Raw genomic sequence first — 22,119 nt, 5'->3', positions numbered from 1 at the left:
AGGAGACTACAGCAGCAAATATCCACACACCAGTCATACAGGCAAAAGAATTACCAATTGATAAACAAACATAGCCGTGGAAAGATATAGAGATCCCGAAGAGATAAAACAAAATGAATACCTCATCAAAAAACAAAAAACGCGTTTAGACACTCCTTTCAGAAAGTCTAAATGCGTTTCATCGTTTATAATACTTTCTCTAAAAAATCTTTCGCACGCTGTGTAGATGGTGATGTGAAAAACTCTTCTGGTGATGCATCCTCAATTAACTTTCCGCCATCAAGGAATATTATACGGTCAGCTACCTCACGGGCAAAGCCCATCTCATGCGTTACGATTAACATCGTCATCCCAGTATCAGCAAGATTTTTCATAACAGCTAATACCTCTTTTACCATTTCAGGGTCAAGAGCTGAAGTAGGCTCATCAAATAAAATTACTTTCGGATCCATTGCAAGTGCTCGAGCAATGGCAACACGTTGCTTCTGCCCTCCTGATAGACGGCTTGGATATTCATTGCGCTTTTCAAATAGGCCTACCTTCGTTAGTAAATCTTCAGCCTTTTTGATCGCAGCTGCCTTATCCATTCCCTTCACATTAATCGGTGCGTATGTTAAATTTTCAAGTACCGTTTTATGAGGGAAAAGATGAAAATGCTGAAATACCATGCCGACTTCTTCACGGATTTTCATAATGTTCGTCCCTTTGTCCGTTAGAACGTCGCCAGCAATTGTAATCTTTCCGCTCGTTGGTTCTTCTAATAAATTTAAACAGCGCAGGAATGTTGATTTACCAGATCCTGATGGTCCAATAATAGCAATTACTTCTTGTTCTTTAATTTCTGTTGAAATACCTTTTAGTACTTCATTTTTTCCATATGATTTGTGTAAATCTTCAATTTTAATCACTTTTTCTCATTCCTTTCTCGATTCGTTTACCAAGGAACGTTAATACAAGTGTCATAATGTAATAGATTATACCTGCAAATAGTAAAGGCTCAAGATAGCGATATGTTGCTCCACCTACAATGTAAGCACGGCGCATAATATCAAGTGCACTAATAACCGTAACAACAGCTGTTTCTTTATTTAATGTAATAAACTCATTCACTAAAGATGGTAAAATATTTTTTATTGCTTGTGGGATAATAATATCCTTCATCATTTTTGCATATGGAATACCAAGTGCTTGTGCCGCTTCCATCTGTCCTTTATCTACCGCATTAATACCAGCGCGAATAATTTCAGAAATGTAAGCACCTGAGTTTAACCCAAATGCAATAATAGCCGTTGGAACTGGGTCAATTTGAATATCTAATAACTGTGGCACTGCATAGTAAATAATCATTAATTGTAGTACGAGCGGTGTGCCACGGAAGATCGATGTATAAAAATCTGCAAACCAACGCAAAACTTTCACTTTACCAATTTTGCATAACGCTAGTAATATACCAACTATAAAACCGATGATTGATGCACCGATTGCAATTTGAAGTGTAACACCTATCCCTTTTAATATGTAAGGGATAGAGGGAATGATTGCTGTAAAATCTAAATTCACAGTGCCCCCTCCTTTCTTGTGCTCTTTTTAAGAAATGAAAGTATAAGCGATAGCTCGAATAGAGCTATCGCAGTTCAACTTGCTTATTTAACTTTTAACCATTTATCTTCTAGCTCTTTAATTTTACCTTCATCAGCTAATTCTTTTAATGCTTTGTTAATTTTATCTTTAAGATCGCTACCTTTTTGAACAGCAATTGCCTTAAAGTCTTCAGGTTGCTCTTTTACTGGGAACGCTTCTAGTTTATCGTTCGTATCAAGGTAACCTTTTGCTACACCACTTTCTACAATCCCTGCATCTAAACGCTTAGACATCATGTCTTGAACAATTTCAGGAATTCGTGTACGTCCTTCAACTGTTGCATCTACTTCTTTAGCAATTTTGTTGCCTAATTTTTCTTGGATAGAAGCGTTTTGAACACCGATTTTTTTACCAGCTAAATCAGCTTCTTTTTTAATTCCACTATCCTTTTTCACGATAAACACTTGCTCTGTTTGATTGTATTTATCAGAGAAATCTACAACTTTCTCACGTTCTTCATCAGGTGACATACCAGAAATAACAACATCCACTTTACCCGATTGTAGAGCTGGTACTAGACTATTAAAGTCAATATCTTGAACTTGCATTTCTGCACCAATCTTGTCACCAACTAATTTAATTAAATCAATATCAAAACCAATAATATCTTCACCCTTTGCAGCGTCAACATACTCAAATGGTGCATAATCAGATGAAGTACCTACTTTTAAAACTTGCTTTTCTTCTGTGCCTTCGCTTGCATTTGATTTTTTATCGCTTGCCTTATCATCTTTTGCGCCACATGCTGCTAATACGCCAATTACTAGAACAAGCATTAGCATGAAAATTTTGTTTTTCATATTCACGATCCCCTTTTTTATGTTTTATTATCTATGAAAATCTAAGTTCTTGAAAATAATCAAATGGATATTTATTCACTTTAGAGAATAAAAAATCTATCTGCTAATAAGATATACCCTTTTGAAATAATAATCAAGCAAAACTAAAAATTTTCCGATAAAACATTATACACTTAATTTTCTGATAAATAAATCTACTTAGATTCCTCAGAAAAAATAAGTTCATCATTATAACGTATGGTTGATTTTCGTTCCGGCTGGGCCCTTTCCTTGGGGCGTCCGACGAGCCCCAAGGAGTCACCGCGCCTCCACTACAATCAACTTATGCATGGCGTACCAATACAATCTCCAACTTTTGGTAATGAATATATTTAAGCAGTTTTATTCAACAAAAGACCTCCCAAAATGGAGGTCAGCCACTTATTTTATTTTTCATCTGCAAAAAGCTTTTCCTTCAACTCATCCTCCCCGGACCCTTCCGCTAAAGGTACACGAGAGCGATACGCTGCACGACATATTAAATGCCCCGCTACAGGAGCTGTAACAAAAACAAAGCCAATTCCTAAAATTAAACGTACACTAACATACCCATCATGCACCCAAAAGTAAATAAATGCGCCTAATAGACATGTTAAGACCGATAATGTCGAACTTTTCGTTGCAGCATGTGAACGCGTGTATACGTCGGGTAAACGAATCATCCCAAATGCGCTAATAACACTGACAATGGAGCCAATCAATATAAGGATAACTGCCGCCCATTCAATCATTTGATTTACGTTCAACAATCACACCTCTTTCAATATATTTCGTAAACGCAATCGTGCCGATAAAAGCTAAAATACCCAATATTAAAATAGCTTCTAAATATGCCTTTGTTTTCAATATAATGGAGACGATAGCGATTGCTGAAAGTAAATTAACACCTATTGTATCAAGTGCTATGGCACGGTCGGGCAACGAAGGACCTCGAATCACACGAAACAGCGACAACGCAATCGATACACTGAATAATGCAAGAGCCAAAAGTAAAATTTTATCAATCATTAACGTGTCACCTCCATGATTGCTTGTTCAAATTTCCCTATTGAACGAATGACAGCTTCTTTCGATTGTTCAATATCCATTGCATGAATATAAAACAGATCTCCCTCTTCAGAAACTTCCATCACGACTGAACCTGGAGTCAGGGTGAGCAACAACGCAAGAGCTGTTATTTCCCAATCTCCTTTAAGCGCTGTTTTATACGTAAATATTCCAGGAGTAATAGTGAGCTTCGGCGTAGTAATTTGTCTTAATACGCTGTAACTCGATAATAGTAGCTCCCAATTAAAGAGCCATAATAATTTAATGATTGAGAACACACGTCTTAAATAAAATTGTGTGCCGTAAAAGCGGTGCATCGCATATAAGATCCCTATTCCGACGACAAACCCCATTAAAAATGTCGAAAACTGCGGTATAACTTCATCCTGTAACAAGAGCCAAAGTGTTGCGATAAATAAATTCAAGATAAATTGCATCGCCATTATTTATTCACCTCACCTTGCCATGTTGTGCCATCCAGCACTGCATCGATATAGATCGATGGCGTATAGAGCGTCTTTGCTGCATCTGTTACATACGGAGCCATCCATTCAGCTCCAATTCCTAAAGCAATTGTACAAGCTACCAACAATGTTAATGGTAAGACCATACGCTTTGGTAACGGCTTTTCATCCTCTAGACTAATAATCGTTTCACCAAAGAATGAGGAGAGAAATATTCGTAATAGTGAATACAAAACAATTAAACTAGATAAAAACCCTAGCCCTAGTAGAACAAAATTGCCTCCTTCAATAGCTCCTTGTCCAATTAAAACCTTACCTAAAAAGCCGCTCAATGGTGGTATCCCAGCAAGGGAACACATGACAATAAAGAATAACCAGCCAAATAGAGGGTAATTTCGAATAAGCCCACTCATTTTATCAATAACCGTTTCACCGGTAACATACATCATCATGCCAACTGCTAAAAACAGCATGGCCTTAGCTACCATATCGTGCATCAAATAGTATGTTACGCCCTGTAAGGCAGACTCCGTACCGATCGCTAGACCAGCTACTATAAAGCCAACACCAATAAGGACGTTATAAGCGGCAATTGTTCTTACATCTCGCCCTGCTAGTGCTCCCATACATCCAGCAATAATCGTTACTCCCGCCATAATTCCTAGCACCATATGAGTCACTTCAGTATTATTTGGGAAAAGTAATGTAAAAGTGCGGACGAGTGCATAAATTCCAACCTTTGTTAATAATGCTGCAAAAAGTGCTGCTATAGCTGTTGGAGGTACACTGTATGAGCCTGGAAGCCAGAAGAATAATAATAGGCCAGCCTTCAAGCTAAAGACAATTAAGAAAATCAGAGCCACAGTCGTGATCAGTGGGTCAGCTCCTAGCTCCATCACGCGGACAGAAATATGTGCCATATTCAACGTTCCAACGGTTCCATATAAAAAAGCTAGTGCCACTAGGAAAATCCAAGAGGCAACAATATTAATAAGGACATATTTTAATGCCTCTCGCAGCTGAACTTTCTCTCCACCTAAACTAATGAGCGCATAAGAAGCAAGTAACATCACCTCAAAGCACACAAACAAGTTAAAAATATCCCCTGTTAGAAATGAGCCATTCACACCCGCTACCATAAGTAGGACAAACGGGTAAAAATACATCTTTTCAAAGTTCTTACCGATTGTAAAAATGGCATATAACAGACAAATGGCTGCGACAATATTCGCCACTAATACAAGAAGCATTGCGAACGAATCAGCAACAAATAAAATGCCGAATGGTGGTGCCCAGCCACTAAAATCAATACGCATTACACCTTGTTTCTGAATCTCTTGTAATAAAATGACACTAATAAGGACAACAAAGCTTAATGTCAATAAACTAATGATTCGCTGTAAAAAAACATTGTCACGTAAAAACACAAGTAAAATGGCCGTAATAACCGGCACAATTAATGGTAAAACAATCATATTACTCATCCGGCGTACCTCTCAATTCATCAAAATTCGCCGAACCGTTCGTTTTATAAGCTCGGTAACCGAGAACAAGCACGAACGCCGTCACCGCAAAGCTAATCACGATTGCCGTTAAAATTAATGCTTGCGGCAGAGCGTCTGTGTAAGGACCTTCAGATTCCTCTAAAAGTGGTACATTCCCCTTCTTCAGTCCACCCATCGTTAAAATCAGTAAATGTGCCGCATGTGATAAGACCGCCGTTCCTAAAATCACACGTAATAACTGTTTCGAGAGGATTAAGTACGTCGCAACAGCTACTAATACACCAACTAACACTAGTATTAAAGACTCCATTGGCTACTCATCCTCACTTATACTTAGAATAATTGTGACTACAACACCTACTACCGTTAAAGCCACACCTGCCTCGAAAATGGTTACAGTAGAAAAGCCCATCTTCCCGAAGATCGGTACATTTATATAACTATGTGTCTGCGTTAAAAACGGAACATCAAAAAATAATGAGCCGATTGCTGTGCCGGTCGCCAGTAATACGCCAAGCGCTGCAACTTTTTTAAAATCAAATGGCATCCCTTTATGCACTGTTTCAATGTCATACGCTAAATACAGTAGAACAATGCCAGAGGCTAGCACGAGACCACCTATAAAACCTCCACCCGGCGCATGATGCCCTGCAAAGAATAGATAAATACCAAGAGTTAAAATAATGAAGACGACTGTCTTTGTGACCGTACGTAAAATAACGTCATTTATTTTCATGATCCGCTTCCTCCTTTCGTGGCTTTAGCTTCGTTAATGTATACACCCCTAAGCCAGCAATCAGAAGAACGACAACTTCTAGCATCGTATCAAATGCACGGAAATCGCCTAATATGGTGTTGACGATATTTGAACCACCCGCCAGCTCGTAGGAATCATTGAAGTAAGTAGCTACTGGCTCAAAGTGATCGAAATGGACAACTGCTAAGCCTACTAATGTAACTGTTGCGCCAACGAAAATGGAGATAATCACCTTAGACCATTGCATTTTTTTGCGAGAGGCTTCAGGCATTAAATCAGGTAAATATTTAAAGCATAGAAGGAATAAAGCAGTTGTCACAGATTCAACGACTAATTGGGTTAATGCTAAATCAGGAGCACGGAAAATTACAAAGAAAAATGCGATTGAATAGCCAAGTACGCCATTCAACAACATGGCTGTTACGCGGCCTTTAGCAAAAATCATCCACACTGCAGCGAACATCATCACAAACACTAAAATGAGCTCATAAGTCTCAATTGTGGAATCTTTCGCAAAATTAAATGCAATAGCATCAGACCAAATAAAATATCCTGCAATTAGCGCAACAAAAAATACATAGATATAGACAAAATAATGCGTTAAATTACCTGTCATATAACGATTAGTAAGCTTCGCAGAACTATTTTCACTAAACTCAATCATACGATTGTAATACGTATTAAACGTATATCTTTGCGGGAATATCCGATACAAAGGCTTCCAGCTTTTTAACGTTTTAAATAAGATGATCCCCATAATAATGACACCAAAAGTCATTAACAATTCTGTATTAATGCCATGCCAAGCATGAATATGTGGTGTTAATTCACTAGTTGTTGGGAATGTTGGATAAATACTTGCCATAGCAGGCTCTAAAATATAATGCCCTAGCACGTTTGGGAAGAAGAAAATCCCAACTACAAAGACGCACAGAATGATTGGCGAAAATAGCATACCTAACGGAGCTTCATGCGGTTTTTTATCCAACTTATCTAGCTGTAATTTTCCGAAAAACGTTCGACTGATCAAAATCATACAGTAAACAAATGTAAAGATACTTGCTATCCATGCCATTATTGGAAAGAGCAGTCCTAAATCAGCAATTGAAAATGCCTCTACATTGCGAATCGCTAGTACCGCTGTGAAAAACATTTCTTTACTTAAGAAGCCATTAAATGGAGGTAAACCGGCCATAGAAAATCCGCCAATGACTGCAATTGTAAAAGTTACCGGCATTATGGCCATTAATCCCCCAAGACGGCGAATATCACGTGTGCCTGCCTCATGATCGACAATACCGACCATCATGAATAGCGCACCTTTAAACGTGGAGTGATTAATAAGATGGAACAATGCCGCAAAGCTTGCCTGCGTATAAAGAACAGTATCTGCAGCATAACCGTAATAATGGCCTACTGATCCTAGCCCAAATAAACTCATAATCAATCCAAGCTGACTAATCGTTGAAAAGGCCAGCAATGCCTTTAAATCGGTCTGACGCACCGCATTAAACGAACCCCAGAACAACGTTATAAGGCCAATCACACTTACTAGCCAGAACCAAACAGCCTCTCCCCCAAATACTGGAGAAAAACGTGCGACTAAATATATACCGGCCTTTACCATTGTTGCTGAGTGTAAGTAAGCACTAACAGGTGTTGGCGCCTCCATTGCATCTGGTAACCAAATATGGAAAGGAAACTGCGCAGATTTTGTAAATGCACCGATTAGAATAAGGATTAACGCTGGGATAAACAGTGTATGATCTCGTATAACGCCTACATTAGCTACGATTTCACGGATACTAAATGTATCCGAAGCTACATAGAGCATCAAAAAGCCTGCTAACATTGAAAGGCCACCAAAAACGGTAATTGTCATAGCTTTCCTTGCACCAGCACGAGATGCTTTTCGATGATGCCAAAATGCAATTAACAGGAAAGATGACACACTTGTTAACTCCCAAAATGTGTATAAGACCATTAAATTATCTGAAAAGACGACGCCAAGCATAGCGCCCATGAATAGTAATAAATAGCAGTAAAAATGGTGAAGAGATTCTTTCGTTGATAAATAAAAAATAGAATATAAAATGACTAAACTACCCACACCCGTAATCAGCAAGCCAAAAATCATACTGAGTCCGTCGAGATAAGTTGTGAAATTTATATTAAAAGAGGGAATCCACTCATATGTATGAATAAACGTTTTACCCTCGGCAATTTGAGGAATGTAGCGCGCGAGTAAAAGAAACAAGATGAATGGAACGGATAAAACAAACCAGCCAAGATGTGCAACACGCCTTAGTCGCCTATAAAGTAGTGGAATAAGTGCAGCACAGACAATTGGTAAAAGAATCGCAAAGAGAACTGTAACCAAGTGAAAACCTCCTACTAACAATTTCGTTCAGCAACTGTTTGATATGGTGCGAAAAGCTGTGGATATGAGAAAACAACCGATAATAAAGTATTCCCAAATCTACTGAAGTTACTACTGTTTTATACTGTGCTTCACACACAAAAATCTATAACAATTGCTGGAGATCATTTGAAAAACTCACTGAAGATGAATAAAGCTAACTAACATATTAGAAATTCTCTTGAAATTTGATTCATGTAATAAAGTGTGTACTCCTTGAATTGGAAAGTAAGTGGTATGTGTTGAAGTGTCATCAATGATTTAATGAAAAGATCTAGTTCATTCAACATTCAGCACATATTTTATGCAGGCTTTTGGTGATTACACTGCATAAAACCAGGGGAATTTTTCAGGCTATGAGCTTTATTTACTGAGAAGCCTGAATAGCCAATAGCGTATTGCCTTAGAGTCTTTTAGAAAATGGCATGACTTTTGGAAAGATTATATGTACACACTATCCATGTCACTATGGCGTACCAAGTCACTTGACTAACTATTTATCTAACTGCATAATAGTGTGGCATATAGAAGCAATTGGTTCAAATGCACGAAATGCATAATTCAAATAACTGTAAAGAATAGAGATATCCCTGTTTCCACAAGGTTTTCTCAATATATTATCATTAACTTTTATACGCTTTTTAGTATACAATATAAATGAGCATAATGCACTGTATCAGTATCGATTTTTGCTGTTTTAGACTAATTTTCTCAAAACCGACTGTAGAAATGACAAAATAACGACAAGATTAAGAGGTGTTAATTTTTATGAAGCATGTAAAAGGGCGTTTAGACGAAAGTATATTAGTTTGTGTCTACTATGGGCTTAATGGTGAGCGATTAATACGACGTGGTCATAAAATGGCTACAATGTTAGATTGTCCGCTCTATATTCTTTCGGTCGATTCGCAACCCCTTGATGCATTTGATGCAGAGAAATCTAGCTACATTGAGCAATGGAAAAAGTTATCTGATGAGCTTGAAATTGAAGAGTTCATATTACAAGATAATGAAAAGCGTCCCATACAAAAAGTTATTGCAGAAGTGGCAAAAAATTATGGGATTTCTCAAATTATCGTAGGTCAAAGTGCACAAAGTCGCTGGGAAGAGATTACAAAGGGTTCCTTCCTAAACGTTTTATTAAAAGAGGTTCCTTTTGTTGATTTTCATATCGTAGCTGTCCAACGTCCAACTGACGATGATGCGAACGATACATATGAAAAAGGTGTGCGTGCTTATTTAATCCAAGATCATGAAGACTTTAAAGTAGCATTTACATGTCCTAAATATGTATCCATTGAAGGTATATTCTTCAAAGAGATTGGTACTGACTTTGATAATGGTATTTTTAAATTCACTTACAATGATAAAATGCATGAAGTTCACATATCAGAGGGCTATATACTAGATAAGGAAAAACTTCCATCTGAATTTTTATCACCATTACGTCAATAATAAAAACGCGTTCCCTTGAGAACGCGTTTTAGCTTATCTATAAAATAATGAATATAAATTAAAGTGTAGCATTAATCAAAAGTTGATTTTCACTCCGAGTTGGCGCTTTCCGCGGGCTTGGAGGAAAATAGACTGTTTTCGATGCTCCTCTCAAAAATCACCATACAGCTTTATGCAATTAGGAGTAGCATTTTTATCTTTCACTCTTACCTGACCGTTACACCGCTGAAGCCGGTTTATCTTTAGGTAAGAAAAATGCTACTAGTAATAATAATGGTAGCAAAGAAACAACCATCATCGTAAAATCAATACCCCTATGATCCATTAATACACCAATGACCATCGCACCGATTGCACCCATTCCGAAAGCAAAACCAGTTGTTAAACCAGCCATTGTACCAATTTTTGTCGGGACAAGCTCCTGTGCATAGACAACTGTTACCGAGAAGCTAATCATAATAAGTGTACCGATAATCACTAAAAATATCATTGCTGCCCATAACGGTACATAAGGCAATGCTAAACAAAATGGCATCGGTACAACAACAGACAGTATAATAACGTTTTTTCTACCAATTCGATCTGATAATGAACCTCCGAAAAATGTGCCCACGACGCCAAAGGCCATAAAGGTGAAAATTAAAATTTGTCCAAGGCGAAGACTAACACCATAATGATCCATTAAATAAAATACATAAAAACTTGTAATATTAGTTGTATAAAATGATCTCGCAAAAATAATAGTAAATAGTAACGTCAACGCAATGCCTACTTGTTTCTTTGTTAATGGGGGCAAATTAGAAACTAATACTCGCTTTTTCTTTGCTATACGTTCTTGCTCCAACTGCTTTTTATACCACTTTGCAATTTTACTTAATAGTAGAATACCAATTGCTGCCACTACTAAGACAATTGCGGCACCACGTTGTCCAAAAATAGCAAAAATATAAGCACTAATTAGTGGTGCGAGCGCTTGTCCCGAATTACCTCCAACTTGATAAATCGATTGAGCAAGTCCTCTTTTTGAGCCTGCTGCCATAAATGAAACACGTGAACCCTCAGGATGGAAAATAGCTGAGCCAAACCCTAAAAATAATACTGCAATAATAATTATCCAATATTGTGATGTGAACGCTATAATAGCAATGCCTATGAATGAGCTTGCCATACCAATCGGTAGTGCGTAAGGCATCGGCTTTTTATCGCTAGCAAAACCAACAATTGGCTGTAATGCAGAAGCAAACATATTTAATGCGAACGAAATAAGACCTATTTGTGTGAAAGTTAGCCCTAAATCACTCTTCAATATCGGGAACATCGCTGGAATAACTGCTTGCATCGTATCATTGATAAGATGGGCAACAGCTATTGCAATCATAATTGGATAAACTGGATTATTTAAATTTTCTATTTTCTTATTCATGTCGCCACCTACTTTCCAATTTTATTCAATCTCCATTTATAAGAGATCGTCGCATACTATTAACCTTTTTGCACAAGCTATTCATTGAAATAGCAGTTTTAAGGGAGTTGATTTATGTATGAATATAGACGAATTTTTTAAAGCTGATTTTTGGGAAATGATACTTAGGTCCACACTTTCCTTCTTTGCGTTACTCATCGTAACCCGACTACTAGGAAAAAAACAGCTTGGACAACTTACATTCTTCCACTATACAACAGGTATCACATTTGGTTCCATTGCATCAGAAATAGCAGCACAGGCTGAGACACCCTTTTTAGATGGACTCATTGCCCTCATTTGGTGGAGCGTTTTAACATATTTAATGACCATCATTACCATTAAATCTAAAAAAGCTCGTGTAATTGTTGATGACAAGCCAACAATCCTCATTCAAAATGGAATTATTTTAGAGTCTGCCTTAAAGAAGAATCGTTTGCATATGGATGAATTAGCGATGATGCTAAGGGAACAAGCCGTATTCTCTGTACAAGATGTACAATATGCGTTACTTGAAACTACGGGTAAACTAAGTGTGCTACCAAGGCCTGCTGAACAACCAGCTACAAAACAAGATGTAAAGGCCGATGTCACACCACCAACCTATATACCAACAGAAGTAGCTTCAGATGGGAAAGTTATTTATGAAAACTTAGTTGAACTCCAATTAACTGAAGATTGGCTTATGAAAAAGCTGAAAAAGCAAAACGTCCAATCCGTAGAAGATGTTTATTTTGCTCAAGTTCAAGGAAACGGTTCCTTATATGTAAGCTTAAAGGATAAAGCAAGACGATCAAGCTCTTAACAGCTTGTCTCGTCTTGCTTAATCTATTTTTACAATATCTAATGGTGTAACAATGCCGATTAGTTTTTGATGGGGTTTCCCATGCTCCGTTATTAATAAAGCTTCAAAGCGGCGTCCCCGCTCTACGCCTTGTTTAAAAATATCTTCAGCTTCGTAAATGTTTATGTATCTACTTACAAATTTATAATTCACTCTATTCTTTTCATGCATTAATATATCATGTAAGGTCGGAATCTTCTTAGGTATTTGATCGCCTCCCATCATCGTAGCTAACCAGTTTGTAATTCCTACTGTCGTCACAAGCCCTTTAAATTGATCTTTATGATATACAGGGAACTGTGTAAATTTACGATGACGTATAACTTTTAACGCATGTTTCAGTGAATCCCTTTCCTGAAAAACTAGTACTTTTTTATGAAACATTTGACCAACTAATGTTGGCTTAGCAAGTGTTGCATCTATATATTCAATTCTTTCCACCACGTCTATATGTGGTTCAGCAATGACAAATTCTAACGACGTGCGATGATGAACAATGGCATTTCGTAAATCTGCATAAGAGCGCAAGTCGTCTTCGTATTTACGAACTAGTACATCCTTCTTCTTAGCTTGATCGATAAGACGATAAAAGGGCATAAAGTCCTTTGCACCAACAATATCTCTTAACCTATGATCTATCCGATTAAACGCCGTAAGAAAGCGATCGGAATTTTCTGTAGCCAATTTATCCACATCCTCCTACTTATATTTATATATGTATTTTCTGAGTTGTTCGACAAATCGCGGGTTATAGCTACATTATATTCCTAAGTTATGGATATTCCAAGAACAGTTCTTAGATAAAAAAGCATCAACTCGGTAGGAATTTACCAGGTTGATGCTCTTAAATATGATTAAACCATTAAAATAAAGTTACTTATGTGTAACGGAATAGCACTTCAACAGACATGAAATTCTTACTTTAACCATGTAGCTAAGTACCCTATAGTTTTCTATTAGCAAGGTATATTTCCTTTAAATTTTCGTCATCGATGCATTTTTCTTCATTGTCAAAATTCCTATACTCACACAAATTATTGAGATAACTAATGTTAGAGATAGACTCCACCAATAATCCGACATCTCCATTGTGCCTCTCATTAATTGAACGCCATATACCGGTAATTTCCACGGTGATATTGTCCAAAATGCTCCCACTAAAGAATCTAATATTTGCCCAATAAATATGACAGCGAATGCACATGTTGTTGCTACCACTGTTTTAAAGGCAGCACTCATCATTAATGTCACCGCTATCACTAAGAGTAGCCAAGAAAAATACGTGAAAAAACTTGCCACAAGTGGCCCTATCTCTAATGTTCCATAAAGCACGACCGTATAGTATATGCTCGCAGCGAAACCAGCTAAAATACTAACAAGGCCAACAGTACTCATGACGATAAATTTGCTCATAAAATAAGCGCTGAACGATATAGGACGGACATACAATAAAGTAGCCATTCCACTTGTTCTTTCTTTACTAATGGCTCCTACGAAAGTAGCCATTAATACGAGTAAACCTATCGTTTGAAACTGTCCAATGGAGGCTTGTATTAGGTCAACCGGCATTAATTCAGGCATCAACATTTCAAAGCCTTCTGGTACGTTACCAACAGCATTTAAAATATCCATCATATAATAGTTTGTTAGTGGATCGCTCATGCCGAGCAAAGCAAATACAAGAGGTATCCATAAAAACTTCCAGCTTCGCCAAGCTTCTCTGAATTCCTTTTGCAGAAGTACAGTAAATCCTCTCATATTTTTCTCGCCACCTTCATGAAAATCTCTTCAAGTGATGCTGTTTGTCGCTCCACTTTTCGTATTTTATAAGGATATCTACTCAAATGTTGAAGCAGATCCTGCATACTCGGTTGCTCATCAATAATTTCTATATATACATGATTGCCCTTTGTCTCTCCTCTAAGTTCAGATTGACTGGCAAAAAGTTGTGCCTCTTTTTCAGTGCTAAATTCTACAACATAATTTGGTTCATCGAAACGTTGTCGAACTTCACGTAATGTCCCCTGTTCTACTAGCTTTCCATCACGTAAAAATAATAATTGATCTGTCATCTCTTCGGCATCATTTAAAATATGTGTTGAATATAAAATAGTTGTTTCTTGCTGTAAGCCCTTCAATAAATCAAGAACTTCCCTACGACCTACTGGATCCAATGCAGACACAGGTTCATCCAATAACAGTAATTTAGGCTTATGAACAATTGCCTGGGAAATTCCAAGCCGTTGCTTCATGCCACCAGAAAACGTGGAAATTTTCTTATTTAAATCATTACCTAGACCTACAAACTCAAGTGTTTTTTGTGCTTCTACTTTTGCTTTTTTTGCTGGCACACCATTTAACTTTGCCGCCATTTCAGTAAACTCTAACGCACTTAACCAAGGATGGAATTGCGGATATTGTGGCAAGAAACCAATATTAGCTCTTACATCACCATCCAGCATTTTTACACTTCCGGAGGTTGGTTTTAATAAACCTGTTAACATCGATAATGTCGTAGTTTTACCAGCGCCATTAGGCCCAATTAAAGCTGTCGATGTGTTTTTTTCTAGTGTGAACTCGATTCCATCCACAACTACTCTCTCTGCAAATTGCTTTGTAAGTCCTGTTACCTGAAATAATATCGTCATGATTGCTTTCTCCCAACTATAAAGTATGCAATCGATCCAATATAACTAGTAAAAACAATAAGAAACACCCATAAAATTTTAGGCCCATTTGTTGCATGGACTTTACGTAAATCAACTAAAGCTACAATCATTAAAATAAATTGAACCACTATTAGTGGTGCTATGACTGCCCATGGAACTTTCGCTAACTCCTCCATCATACAGATTCACCTCATCTTTGTTATATTATCACTATAACAAAATCTGTTCTAATATGTATAGCACAAATTTATGTATCTACAGTTATAAACATTCCGGCTGAGCACTTTCCCGGGGCGTCCGATGAGCCGCATCGCTTGCGCTACAAGATCTCATCAATGATCCTGATTCCCAAGGAGTCACTCAGCCTTCACTCTGATCAATTTAACAAATATCATCCATATGTTTCTTCACCTAAATTGGGTATACATTAATTCGAATCAAAACCGTTAGGACCATCGACTGCTAACGCCATAGCTAAAGCGTAGAATGTGCGACGTGCTCCAGCACAGTTTGGAGATTCTTTATCAGTAGTTGTTAGGTCTGTAGCCGAGCTAACAGTCCCACCTGTATTTGAAGCATCAGCTAATATATCTAAGCGGGCTAAATCCCAAAGACCTGAACGACCGTGTGATGGGAAGGTACTTTGACCATGTAATGCTCGACCAACTTCAAGTTGGAGTTTAACTGCTTCCCCGATTTTATTATTTATACTTGCAAATCCTTGACCTGTGAATCCAGGATAAACATTGAACAATCCGACCATGGCTTGATTGATCCCCTCGCCCTTATTAGGTATTTGCCACGGATTTTTAATCAACTCGGATGAACCTAACATAGCATTTTCCGGAATGTACATACCCCAATATTTAGCTTGGCTAAACAAATTATTAATTAAAGTGTTTTTGATAGTTGAATAGTTTGTAAAAATATCTTGGTAGGTATTAATCATCTGAGCGACCATAATTCCAGAATCCGAATCAGAATTTGGAACAAGATTGTACCATGATGAAACTGTTGGATTTTCAATCAAGCTTGCAAAGATTTGTAAGAATGTCATTGCAAATGTATTATATGCTGGAGAATCAAATCGAGATCGCAGCATATTATTCGTTAAGTTTACTTCGGAATATCCATGAACCGGAAGAACTCTTTTAGCAGTTAATGCATCGTTAAAAGGCTCTTGTTGAAAACACCCTTTAGAATCATTAGCAACTGACGTATTTGAACCCCAATGGGTATAGCTAAGAACATCTCTGATAGCATTTTTCAAGTTATAGGCAGGATTTAATGAAGCTCCAGTCTTATTCACTTTTACATCATAAACATGTGCCGCCATCCATAAAGCAATTGTATTTAGCGATTCGTTAAGAATAAATCGCTGGTTTTTAGTGTTGAAATAGGAATGGTGATCTATATAATCTCTACCACTTGTTCCTGGTTGAATAGCAGCAAAAGAAACTTGTCCTGAGCTGTCAAGAACTGTTGGCATCTCTAAGTATTTTTTTTGAGGATCGGTGGATAAATCTGCGGTAGTTATCCAATATCCTATTTGACCCGAATATGGTCCAGTAGCAAAACGGTACGCTTTTTCTGAATCATTGTATGTCCAAGCAGACGGAGTCCGATGATACATTAAAGCATGGTATTCTATAGAACTTAATACTTCATTAGCAAAATAGTCTCGGTATCGCACTAACAACTCATCTACATTAAAAAGTGATACATCACTTTGAGATTCATCCAACTTCTTAAGCATTGCTACACCAAGATAAAGAAAGCCTGCTAATGGATTGATTGACGGGAAATTATATGTTCTTTCCAAAAGCTTAGGAATAACCGTATTAACCATTTCCTTGTAAACTGCATCACGCTCTCCAACCAATGCCTTTTGTTGAGCGAACTGGGCGCAGAACATCATTAATTGCCCAACACCTTGTTGATATGTGGAAGCATCACCTGTACCATTTAATAAATGATTTTGGAAAAATTTCCGCACTCGTGGATATCGACCTTTATCCTTCTTATAAGGATGGTTTAAAGATTCCTGCTCATTAGACAATAGAAAAGCTTCTGTAAAGGCTTGAGCCTCTTGTAAGGGTGTAAATGTAGTCAATTGATTCACTCCTAAATTTGTATTTTCAACTTACAAACATTAAAGTGAAAAACATTTCCAAAAATAAACCAATTTATTATTTTTTGTGCTGATCCCCATTATGGGATTGATTTTCGTTTCGACTGGGCGCTTTCCTGAGGGGCGTCTTCTTCTTTCAGCGGATGTTTGGGCACCCGCTGAAAGAAGTTAATTTTTATCGATTAAGTTTCATGTTTTATCACCCAACTTTTAATTTTTATCAACATTCACCCTTCAAAGAGCTAACTAAAAAAGAAGATGTACCAAAGTTGAAATAACCTTTTGGTACATCTTCTCATTTATTTGTATAGCTTCTGCAACGCATCTGCCATTTTTGGACGAATTGTTACTTGTGGGCGGGCGTTCTTTACGGCCACTTCCGCTTCCTCTAGAGAATTGGCCATGCCAAGCTCCATTAATACAGCAGTGGCAGCCACTCCAGCGCGACCTCCCCCGCTTCCGCAATGGAAGTACACTTTCTGCCCATTCTCATAGGCAGAAACAATTTCTTTCGCAACTTTTTGAATAGATGGTGCTACTTCTATGTCCTCATCAGCAATTGGCATATGCTTGTACGCATATGAAGCCGCTTCTTGCTCCTCATTAGATAAGCCATTTACTCGAACATCAATGACGATATCAACCGTTTCTTGTTCAAAAGCTAAATCTGCATCTTTCGCACCGCCAAAGAATAATCGATCCTTCACTAATACATCGTAATTTTTCTCCATTGTATGCACGCTCCAAACGACTATTTAAGTAAATGCTTAATATCATCATAAAATGGAAGAGCCGTTAATGCCCCTGCTTTAGTAGCTGCTAAAGCACCAAGCTTATTACCAAAGCTTACACAACGAACAAGTTCCTCTTCCGTTGTAGGTAAACCATTATAATGAACATCGCGTAATACACCAGCCATAAATGCATCTCCGGCACCTGTAGTATCTACTGGCACAACCTTTTCTGTCGGTACATGGATAACCTCACCATTTAATACCGCATATGTGCCATTTTCCCCTACTGTTACTAAAATAATAGGCACTAAATAACTGTTTAATTGCTCAATGCCCTCTTCCAAGCTAGTTGTTTCTGTCAGGAAAAATAATTCTTCATCAGTTACCTTTAAAATATCTACGTGCTCAAAAAATGACGTGATCGTTTCGCGGCAAACTTGCTCACTGCTCCAGCGTAGAGGACGAATATTCGCATCCATTGCGATAATTGCCCCTTTTTCCTTCGCCATCTCTACAGCAGCGCGTGTTGTATCAAGGGCTGTAGGATGGAACATTGTACCTGAGCAAACAGTTAAAGCAGATGCATGTTTAAAAGCTGCTTCATTTAATTGTGTTGCTTCTACTTGTAAATCTGGCGTCTCATCGACATAATCTTTAAAAATTCGCTCACATGCTTCTGTTAAATGTACATAGACACCGCTAACACGCTTCGTAGGGTTAAATACTGCATAATCCAGGCTTACCCCTTCTTGCGCAAGGCCATCTCGAACAAACTGAGAGCCTTCGTCATCTCCTGTGATCGTAATTAATGCAGATGGAGCCCCGATACGGCTAATTCCCGCAGCAACATTTACCGTTGCACCACCCATATATTTAGTAAAAGATGTGTTTGTTACATCATCTGCGATATAGTCAATAAAAGCATCTCCATAAACTAAAATATAGTCCTTATCTTCCTTTGTCATTGTTGTCCTCCCGAAACTCTAGTCATTATAGATTAACACGAAATCTGATATCGTATAAAGTTTTAAACTTTCGGAAAAATAGTATCAGAATATCACCATTTTCTCAAAAACTTGAGTCATGCTCTATCTTTGTTATACTTGCCTATAGAAAGGTGGGGATTTTGACAATGAGTATTACAATTCGACAAGCGCAACCACAGGATGCCCATGCCGTTGTACCATTAATTATTGATGCGATTGGTGATATTGCCAACCGTTTAACAGGTGAACAAACAGCGAAAGCCGTTGAACAAGAACTTACTGGACTATTCAAGCGTGAGGACAATCGACATTCCTATTTAAATACTTTTGTTGCTATTGAGAATGAGCAAGTATTAGGAACTCTTGTTTACTATAATGGTGTCGAAGCCATTCATATGGATGCAAATCTCGTAAAATGGCTTGAAGAAAAAAATGCGCCATCCATCATCATCGATAAAGAAGCTCATGAAGATGAATATTATATTGATACTATTTGTGTAGCACCAGAAGCTCGTGGTAAAGGGATAGGAACATTATTACTACAATTTGCCATAGGGGAAACACAAAAACGAGGCTATACAAAATTATCATTAAATGTTGAAACGGAAAAAGAAGACGCTCGTCGCCTTTATGAACGCATGGGCTTTGTCATTACAGAGCCATGGTCCATAATTGATGAACCCTTTCATCATATGGTGAAGCAATTTTAGGAAGTGAAACAAAAAACATGAAGAAAAATTTATTTTATCCTCTTTTAATTGTCATTGCTTCTAGTAGCTACGGTGTACTATCGACAATTGTCAAAGTAGCTATGCAGCATGGCTTTACAACAGGAGAGGCAGTATCAAGTCAATATATTATTGGCTTTATGCTTGTTGCAACTATTTTTATAGTGACACAAAGACAATTACCGAAGCTTTCTAAAAAGGGACTGCTTATTTTGGTGTGCGCCGGGATATTTACCGGAACTACAGGAATTATATACGGCGAATCATTAAAGTATCTACCAGCCTCTCTTGCAGTAGTAATGCTCTTCCAATTCACGTGGATCGGCTTATTAATAGATTGCGCGCTTCATAAACGCTTACCAAGTCGGGCTGAAGTGATTTCCATCATTGTATTATTTGCTGGAACTATTTTAGCTGCTGGCGTACTAAATGTAGATTTAAGTGGTATTGCTATTCAAGGCTGGCTACTAGGTTTTGCTGCTGCCTTTACTTTTGCTTGCTTTATCCAATTTAACTCTCGTCACGTGGAAGGTATTACAACTACATCACGCGTGTTGATTGTTTCCTTTGTCGCTCTGATCATGATTAGTATTTTCCTAAACCCTGAAGTACTTTGGAACGGCAAATTATTCGCCGGGGGATTATGGAAATTCGGACTAGCACTGGGGCTATTTGGTATTATTTTACCAATTTATTTATTCTCTATAGCTGTTCCGAAAGTGGGAGGAGCTCTTGCCTCTATTTTAAGTGCTATGGAGCTGCCTGTTGCCGTAACCGTTTCAGTTATTGTTCTACATGAACCATTAACTTCTTTACAAATAGCGGGTATTATTTTAGTTATTTTAGGTATGATGTTACCGACAATACTTTCGCAACGACGACAAAAGAAAAAATCTTTAGAGCCTATTAGTAAGTAAATACTTTAATCTACATTAGAAAGGGAGATGTATCATTTTTTGATATATCTCCCTTGTTTCATTATTAACTTTTATAAACCAAGTGCTAGATACATAAACGCCGTAATCTGCGCGCGTGTTAAGCTTTCGTTTAGTCTAAAATTGTCGTTTTCATCGCCTAGTACAATGTTATGTACACCCTTAATTTAAAGTTGATAACAGAGATAAAGTCATAACCAATAAAAAAACGCTAAAAATAATAATACGCTCTCTTCTAAATATGAAACATAAAAAGAATATAATAAACGTCAATTTATAAGTTACCTCTAAATAGAAGCTTTGAAAGACAAAATTGAAAGCCATAGTCAGTAAAGCGATCATCAGTAAAAATTCTTTTGGGCGTTTAAAAAAACGCTTTATTCCATGTTCTCGTATTTTCCAAGTTCCAAATAAATGTGATGTATCTACCAATGGAAATGAATCATCATTTTGTTCATATTTTACATATATATGTTGTAAGTAAGGAGCTCTCCCGTTAAGGGATTGCTGTCCCCAACAAAAAGGATCCCCATTAATGAGAATGGGATTTAAAGTAAAGGCTTCTTCATCATTCTTATATTTTGGTAGTAACTCTATTTCCGTATCTTTAGAAAAAACCACTCGTTGTCCTTCAGTTTCACCAAAATATTTTTTCCAATGTAACGTCTTTAAAGAACTATCAAAAAACCTAAATGGTTGTTTCTTTTGTATGTAGGCCATACTTGTATCGACTGAAATCCAACCTTCATCTTCTATAAAAAACTCGTTCCAAACATGGGCATTCATTTTCCCATATGCCCAGCTTCCAACTACTGTCCTTGCTGGTATTTTTAATGCTCTACATAGTGCGGTAAAAAGAAATGAAAATTCCCCACAATCACCTTCTTTTGCTTCGAGAAACGAGTGAACACCCCTACTACTCGGGGGATAAATATAGCGATAATTTTCTACTATATAATGAAAAATAGCACGCGCTTTTTCATGATCACTTTTCTGTTGGCTAGTTATTTCTTTTGCTAATTTTGTAGTTTCTGTATTTATTGGTGAAAGAATAGTATTTCTTAAATAAAAATTTCTTTCCTCATCCGTCATTGTCTTCTTTTCATTCTTAGTACTATATAATTCTATTTCATAATTAAGATGTAAGCTCTGATCTTTGTTTAAAATATAGTACCCTAGTTTCTCTCCTGTTGGAATATTTGTAACTTGATCGGGCTTCACATTATTCTCGTTAAATTGAATAGCAGGAGGCATAATCATCCAAAGTTCTAGCTTTTCACACAGTTCATTTCTATAAAAAAAATCAACTGTCACAGTTTTACCCATAGTTTTTATCCTCTTTCATTCATATATTAAAGTTAGAAATTCAGTAAAATATTGTTATTATTTAAATTAATTAACAATATTCACCTTAACCTTATATAAAGCAGAAATCAAATATTGCCTACATAACTAGGAATCAATATAGATATCTAAAAGTTTTTGTCTAGGATACCCCCAGCA

At 37.2% G+C, this 22,119-nt stretch carries 23 protein-coding genes; 4 read left to right on the top strand and 19 right to left on the bottom strand.

Features of this window, described 5'->3' with window-relative positions:
- Nucleotides 1-185: 185 nt before the first annotated feature.
- From ACQKOG_RS18135 to ACQKOG_RS18090, 10 genes are all read right to left on the bottom strand, one after another.
- On the bottom strand, nucleotides 186-908 hold the full coding sequence (locus tag ACQKOG_RS18135; protein ID WP_370079596.1) for an amino acid ABC transporter ATP-binding protein: 723 nt from the start codon (nucleotides 906-908) through the stop codon (nucleotides 186-188).
- A complete protein-coding gene (locus tag ACQKOG_RS18130) occupies nucleotides 901-1,560 on the bottom strand; it encodes an amino acid ABC transporter permease (protein WP_370079594.1) in 660 nt (219 codons plus the stop codon). The genes ACQKOG_RS18135 and ACQKOG_RS18130 overlap by 8 nt, the downstream gene beginning before the upstream one ends.
- 83 nt (nucleotides 1,561-1,643) lie before the next feature.
- Entirely contained in the window at nucleotides 1,644-2,441 is a 798-nt protein-coding gene (locus ACQKOG_RS18125) for a transporter substrate-binding domain-containing protein (RefSeq protein ID WP_415731976.1), read from the bottom strand.
- Nucleotides 2,442-2,866: 425 nt separating this feature from the next.
- Nucleotides 2,867-3,226, bottom strand: a complete 360-nt coding sequence (locus ACQKOG_RS18120; protein ID WP_079562765.1) for a Na+/H+ antiporter subunit G — start codon at nucleotides 3,224-3,226, stop codon at nucleotides 2,867-2,869.
- Nucleotides 3,204-3,488 (bottom strand): Na(+)/H(+) antiporter subunit F1, encoded by a 285-nt coding sequence (locus ACQKOG_RS18115; protein ID WP_079562764.1) that lies wholly within the window; start codon nucleotides 3,486-3,488, stop codon nucleotides 3,204-3,206. The genes ACQKOG_RS18120 and ACQKOG_RS18115 overlap by 23 nt, the downstream gene beginning before the upstream one ends.
- Nucleotides 3,488-3,970: a Na+/H+ antiporter subunit E gene (locus ACQKOG_RS18110; protein WP_370079589.1), complete on the bottom strand. Its 483-nt coding sequence runs from the start codon at nucleotides 3,968-3,970 to the stop codon at nucleotides 3,488-3,490. The genes ACQKOG_RS18115 and ACQKOG_RS18110 overlap by 1 nt, the downstream gene beginning before the upstream one ends.
- Complete coding sequence (locus tag ACQKOG_RS18105) at nucleotides 3,970-5,475, bottom strand: Na+/H+ antiporter subunit D (protein ID WP_370079587.1); 1,506 nt, start codon at nucleotides 5,473-5,475, stop codon at nucleotides 3,970-3,972. The genes ACQKOG_RS18110 and ACQKOG_RS18105 overlap by 1 nt, the downstream gene beginning before the upstream one ends.
- Nucleotides 5,468-5,806 carry a Na(+)/H(+) antiporter subunit C gene (locus tag ACQKOG_RS18100; protein ID WP_079562761.1) on the bottom strand — a complete coding sequence of 113 codons (339 nt, stop codon included), beginning with the start codon at nucleotides 5,804-5,806 and terminating at the stop codon, nucleotides 5,468-5,470. Before ACQKOG_RS18100 ends, ACQKOG_RS18105 begins: the two co-directional genes overlap by 8 nt.
- A 3-nt stretch (nucleotides 5,807-5,809) precedes the next feature.
- Nucleotides 5,810-6,232, bottom strand: coding sequence for a Na(+)/H(+) antiporter subunit B (locus ACQKOG_RS18095; RefSeq protein ID WP_349661496.1), 423 nt, complete (start codon nucleotides 6,230-6,232; stop codon nucleotides 5,810-5,812).
- A complete protein-coding gene (locus tag ACQKOG_RS18090; RefSeq protein ID WP_427447765.1) occupies nucleotides 6,219-8,633 on the bottom strand; it encodes a Na+/H+ antiporter subunit A in 2,415 nt (804 codons plus the stop codon). Before ACQKOG_RS18090 ends, ACQKOG_RS18095 begins: the two co-directional genes overlap by 14 nt.
- Nucleotides 8,634-9,440: 807 nt before the next feature.
- Between ACQKOG_RS18090 and ACQKOG_RS18085 the strand changes: the two genes are divergently transcribed.
- A complete protein-coding gene (locus ACQKOG_RS18085) occupies nucleotides 9,441-10,127 on the top strand; it encodes a histidine kinase (protein WP_402874543.1) in 687 nt (228 codons plus the stop codon).
- Between the two features lie 217 nt (nucleotides 10,128-10,344).
- Here ACQKOG_RS18085 and ACQKOG_RS18080 read toward each other — a convergent pair whose 3' ends face one another.
- On the bottom strand, nucleotides 10,345-11,550 hold the full coding sequence (locus tag ACQKOG_RS18080) for an MFS transporter (RefSeq protein ID WP_402874540.1): 1,206 nt from the start codon (nucleotides 11,548-11,550) through the stop codon (nucleotides 10,345-10,347).
- A 118-nt stretch (nucleotides 11,551-11,668) separates the two neighbouring features.
- Here ACQKOG_RS18080 and ACQKOG_RS18075 point away from each other — a divergent pair, with 118 nt between their 5' ends.
- Nucleotides 11,669-12,394 carry a DUF421 domain-containing protein gene (locus ACQKOG_RS18075; RefSeq protein WP_370079579.1) on the top strand — a complete coding sequence of 242 codons (726 nt, stop codon included), beginning with the start codon at nucleotides 11,669-11,671 and terminating at the stop codon, nucleotides 12,392-12,394.
- Between the two features lie 18 nt (nucleotides 12,395-12,412).
- On the opposite strand, the gene ACQKOG_RS18070 is transcribed toward ACQKOG_RS18075, so the two are convergent.
- The 7 genes from ACQKOG_RS18070 to ACQKOG_RS18040 all read right to left on the bottom strand — a co-directional run bounded on the left by ACQKOG_RS18070 (nucleotide 12,413) and on the right by ACQKOG_RS18040 (nucleotide 18,932).
- Nucleotides 12,413-13,126, bottom strand: a complete 714-nt coding sequence (locus ACQKOG_RS18070) for a CBS domain-containing protein (protein WP_370079577.1) — start codon at nucleotides 13,124-13,126, stop codon at nucleotides 12,413-12,415.
- A 282-nt stretch (nucleotides 13,127-13,408) separates the two neighbouring features.
- Complete coding sequence (locus ACQKOG_RS18065; protein ID WP_370079576.1) at nucleotides 13,409-14,191, bottom strand: ABC transporter permease; 783 nt, start codon at nucleotides 14,189-14,191, stop codon at nucleotides 13,409-13,411.
- A complete protein-coding gene (locus tag ACQKOG_RS18060) occupies nucleotides 14,188-15,081 on the bottom strand; it encodes an ATP-binding cassette domain-containing protein (RefSeq protein WP_402874535.1) in 894 nt (297 codons plus the stop codon). Before ACQKOG_RS18060 ends, ACQKOG_RS18065 begins: the two co-directional genes overlap by 4 nt.
- On the bottom strand, nucleotides 15,078-15,281 hold the full coding sequence (locus tag ACQKOG_RS18055; protein ID WP_370079572.1) for a PLDc N-terminal domain-containing protein: 204 nt from the start codon (nucleotides 15,279-15,281) through the stop codon (nucleotides 15,078-15,080). Before ACQKOG_RS18055 ends, ACQKOG_RS18060 begins: the two co-directional genes overlap by 4 nt.
- 248 nt (nucleotides 15,282-15,529) lie before the next feature.
- Nucleotides 15,530-17,215 carry a hypothetical protein gene (locus ACQKOG_RS18050; RefSeq protein WP_402874532.1) on the bottom strand — a complete coding sequence of 562 codons (1,686 nt, stop codon included), beginning with the start codon at nucleotides 17,213-17,215 and terminating at the stop codon, nucleotides 15,530-15,532.
- Nucleotides 17,216-17,532: 317 nt separating this feature from the next.
- Complete coding sequence (locus ACQKOG_RS18045; protein ID WP_370079568.1) at nucleotides 17,533-17,964, bottom strand: protein-tyrosine phosphatase family protein; 432 nt, start codon at nucleotides 17,962-17,964, stop codon at nucleotides 17,533-17,535.
- A gap of 20 nt (nucleotides 17,965-17,984) precedes the next feature.
- Nucleotides 17,985-18,932 (bottom strand): carbohydrate kinase family protein, encoded by a 948-nt coding sequence (locus ACQKOG_RS18040; protein WP_427447760.1) that lies wholly within the window; start codon nucleotides 18,930-18,932, stop codon nucleotides 17,985-17,987.
- Nucleotides 18,933-19,099: 167 nt separating this feature from the next.
- On the opposite strand from ACQKOG_RS18040, the gene ACQKOG_RS18035 reads away from it, so the two are divergent.
- A complete protein-coding gene (locus ACQKOG_RS18035; RefSeq protein ID WP_427447758.1) occupies nucleotides 19,100-19,663 on the top strand; it encodes a GNAT family N-acetyltransferase in 564 nt (187 codons plus the stop codon).
- Between the two features lie 17 nt (nucleotides 19,664-19,680).
- Nucleotides 19,681-20,598, top strand: a complete 918-nt coding sequence (locus ACQKOG_RS18030; RefSeq protein ID WP_427447756.1) for an EamA family transporter — start codon at nucleotides 19,681-19,683, stop codon at nucleotides 20,596-20,598.
- A gap of 180 nt (nucleotides 20,599-20,778) precedes the next feature.
- Here the strand turns inward: ACQKOG_RS18030 and ACQKOG_RS18025 are convergent, their stop codons facing one another.
- Complete coding sequence (locus ACQKOG_RS18025; protein WP_427447754.1) at nucleotides 20,779-21,942, bottom strand: transglutaminase-like domain-containing protein; 1,164 nt, start codon at nucleotides 21,940-21,942, stop codon at nucleotides 20,779-20,781.
- Nucleotides 21,943-22,119: the final 177 nt, after the last annotated feature.

This window comes from Lysinibacillus sp. NPDC093216 (assembly GCF_050280325.1).
GTDB lineage: Bacteria > Bacillota > Bacilli > Bacillales_A > Planococcaceae > Lysinibacillus.
The sequence above is the reverse complement of the archived record's forward strand: the minus strand, read 5'-3'. Positions and strand labels throughout refer to the sequence as shown.

Bases quoted from the DNA above. Each gene is read 5' to 3' on its own strand.
- ACQKOG_RS18125 (WP_415731976.1), bottom strand. From the start codon at position 2,441: ATGAAAAACAAAATTTTCATGCTAATGCTTGTTCTAGTAATTGGCGTA.
- ACQKOG_RS18115 (WP_079562764.1), bottom strand. From the start codon at position 3,488: ATGATTGATAAAATTTTACTTTTGGCTCTTGCATTATTCAGTGTATCG.
- ACQKOG_RS18110 (WP_370079589.1), bottom strand. From the start codon at position 3,970: ATGGCGATGCAATTTATCTTGAATTTATTTATCGCAACACTTTGGCTC.
- ACQKOG_RS18105 (WP_370079587.1), bottom strand. From the start codon at position 5,475: ATGAGTAATATGATTGTTTTACCATTAATTGTGCCGGTTATTACGGCC.
- ACQKOG_RS18100 (WP_079562761.1), bottom strand. From the start codon at position 5,806: ATGGAGTCTTTAATACTAGTGTTAGTTGGTGTATTAGTAGCTGTTGCG.
- ACQKOG_RS18095 (WP_349661496.1), bottom strand. From the start codon at position 6,232: ATGAAAATAAATGACGTTATTTTACGTACGGTCACAAAGACAGTCGTC.
- ACQKOG_RS18085 (WP_402874543.1), top strand. From the start codon at position 9,441: ATGAAGCATGTAAAAGGGCGTTTAGACGAAAGTATATTAGTTTGTGTC.
- ACQKOG_RS18080 (WP_402874540.1), bottom strand. From the start codon at position 11,550: ATGAATAAGAAAATAGAAAATTTAAATAATCCAGTTTATCCAATTATG.
- ACQKOG_RS18075 (WP_370079579.1), top strand. From the start codon at position 11,669: ATGAATATAGACGAATTTTTTAAAGCTGATTTTTGGGAAATGATACTT.
- ACQKOG_RS18065 (WP_370079576.1), bottom strand. From the start codon at position 14,191: ATGAGAGGATTTACTGTACTTCTGCAAAAGGAATTCAGAGAAGCTTGG.
- ACQKOG_RS18060 (WP_402874535.1), bottom strand. From the start codon at position 15,081: ATGACGATATTATTTCAGGTAACAGGACTTACAAAGCAATTTGCAGAG.
- ACQKOG_RS18055 (WP_370079572.1), bottom strand. From the start codon at position 15,281: ATGATGGAGGAGTTAGCGAAAGTTCCATGGGCAGTCATAGCACCACTA.
- ACQKOG_RS18045 (WP_370079568.1), bottom strand. From the start codon at position 17,964: ATGGAGAAAAATTACGATGTATTAGTGAAGGATCGATTATTCTTTGGC.
- ACQKOG_RS18040 (WP_427447760.1), bottom strand. From the start codon at position 18,932: ATGACAAAGGAAGATAAGGACTATATTTTAGTTTATGGAGATGCTTTT.
- ACQKOG_RS18035 (WP_427447758.1), top strand. From the start codon at position 19,100: ATGAGTATTACAATTCGACAAGCGCAACCACAGGATGCCCATGCCGTT.
- ACQKOG_RS18030 (WP_427447756.1), top strand. From the start codon at position 19,681: ATGAAGAAAAATTTATTTTATCCTCTTTTAATTGTCATTGCTTCTAGT.
- ACQKOG_RS18025 (WP_427447754.1), bottom strand. From the start codon at position 21,942: ATGGGTAAAACTGTGACAGTTGATTTTTTTTATAGAAATGAACTGTGT.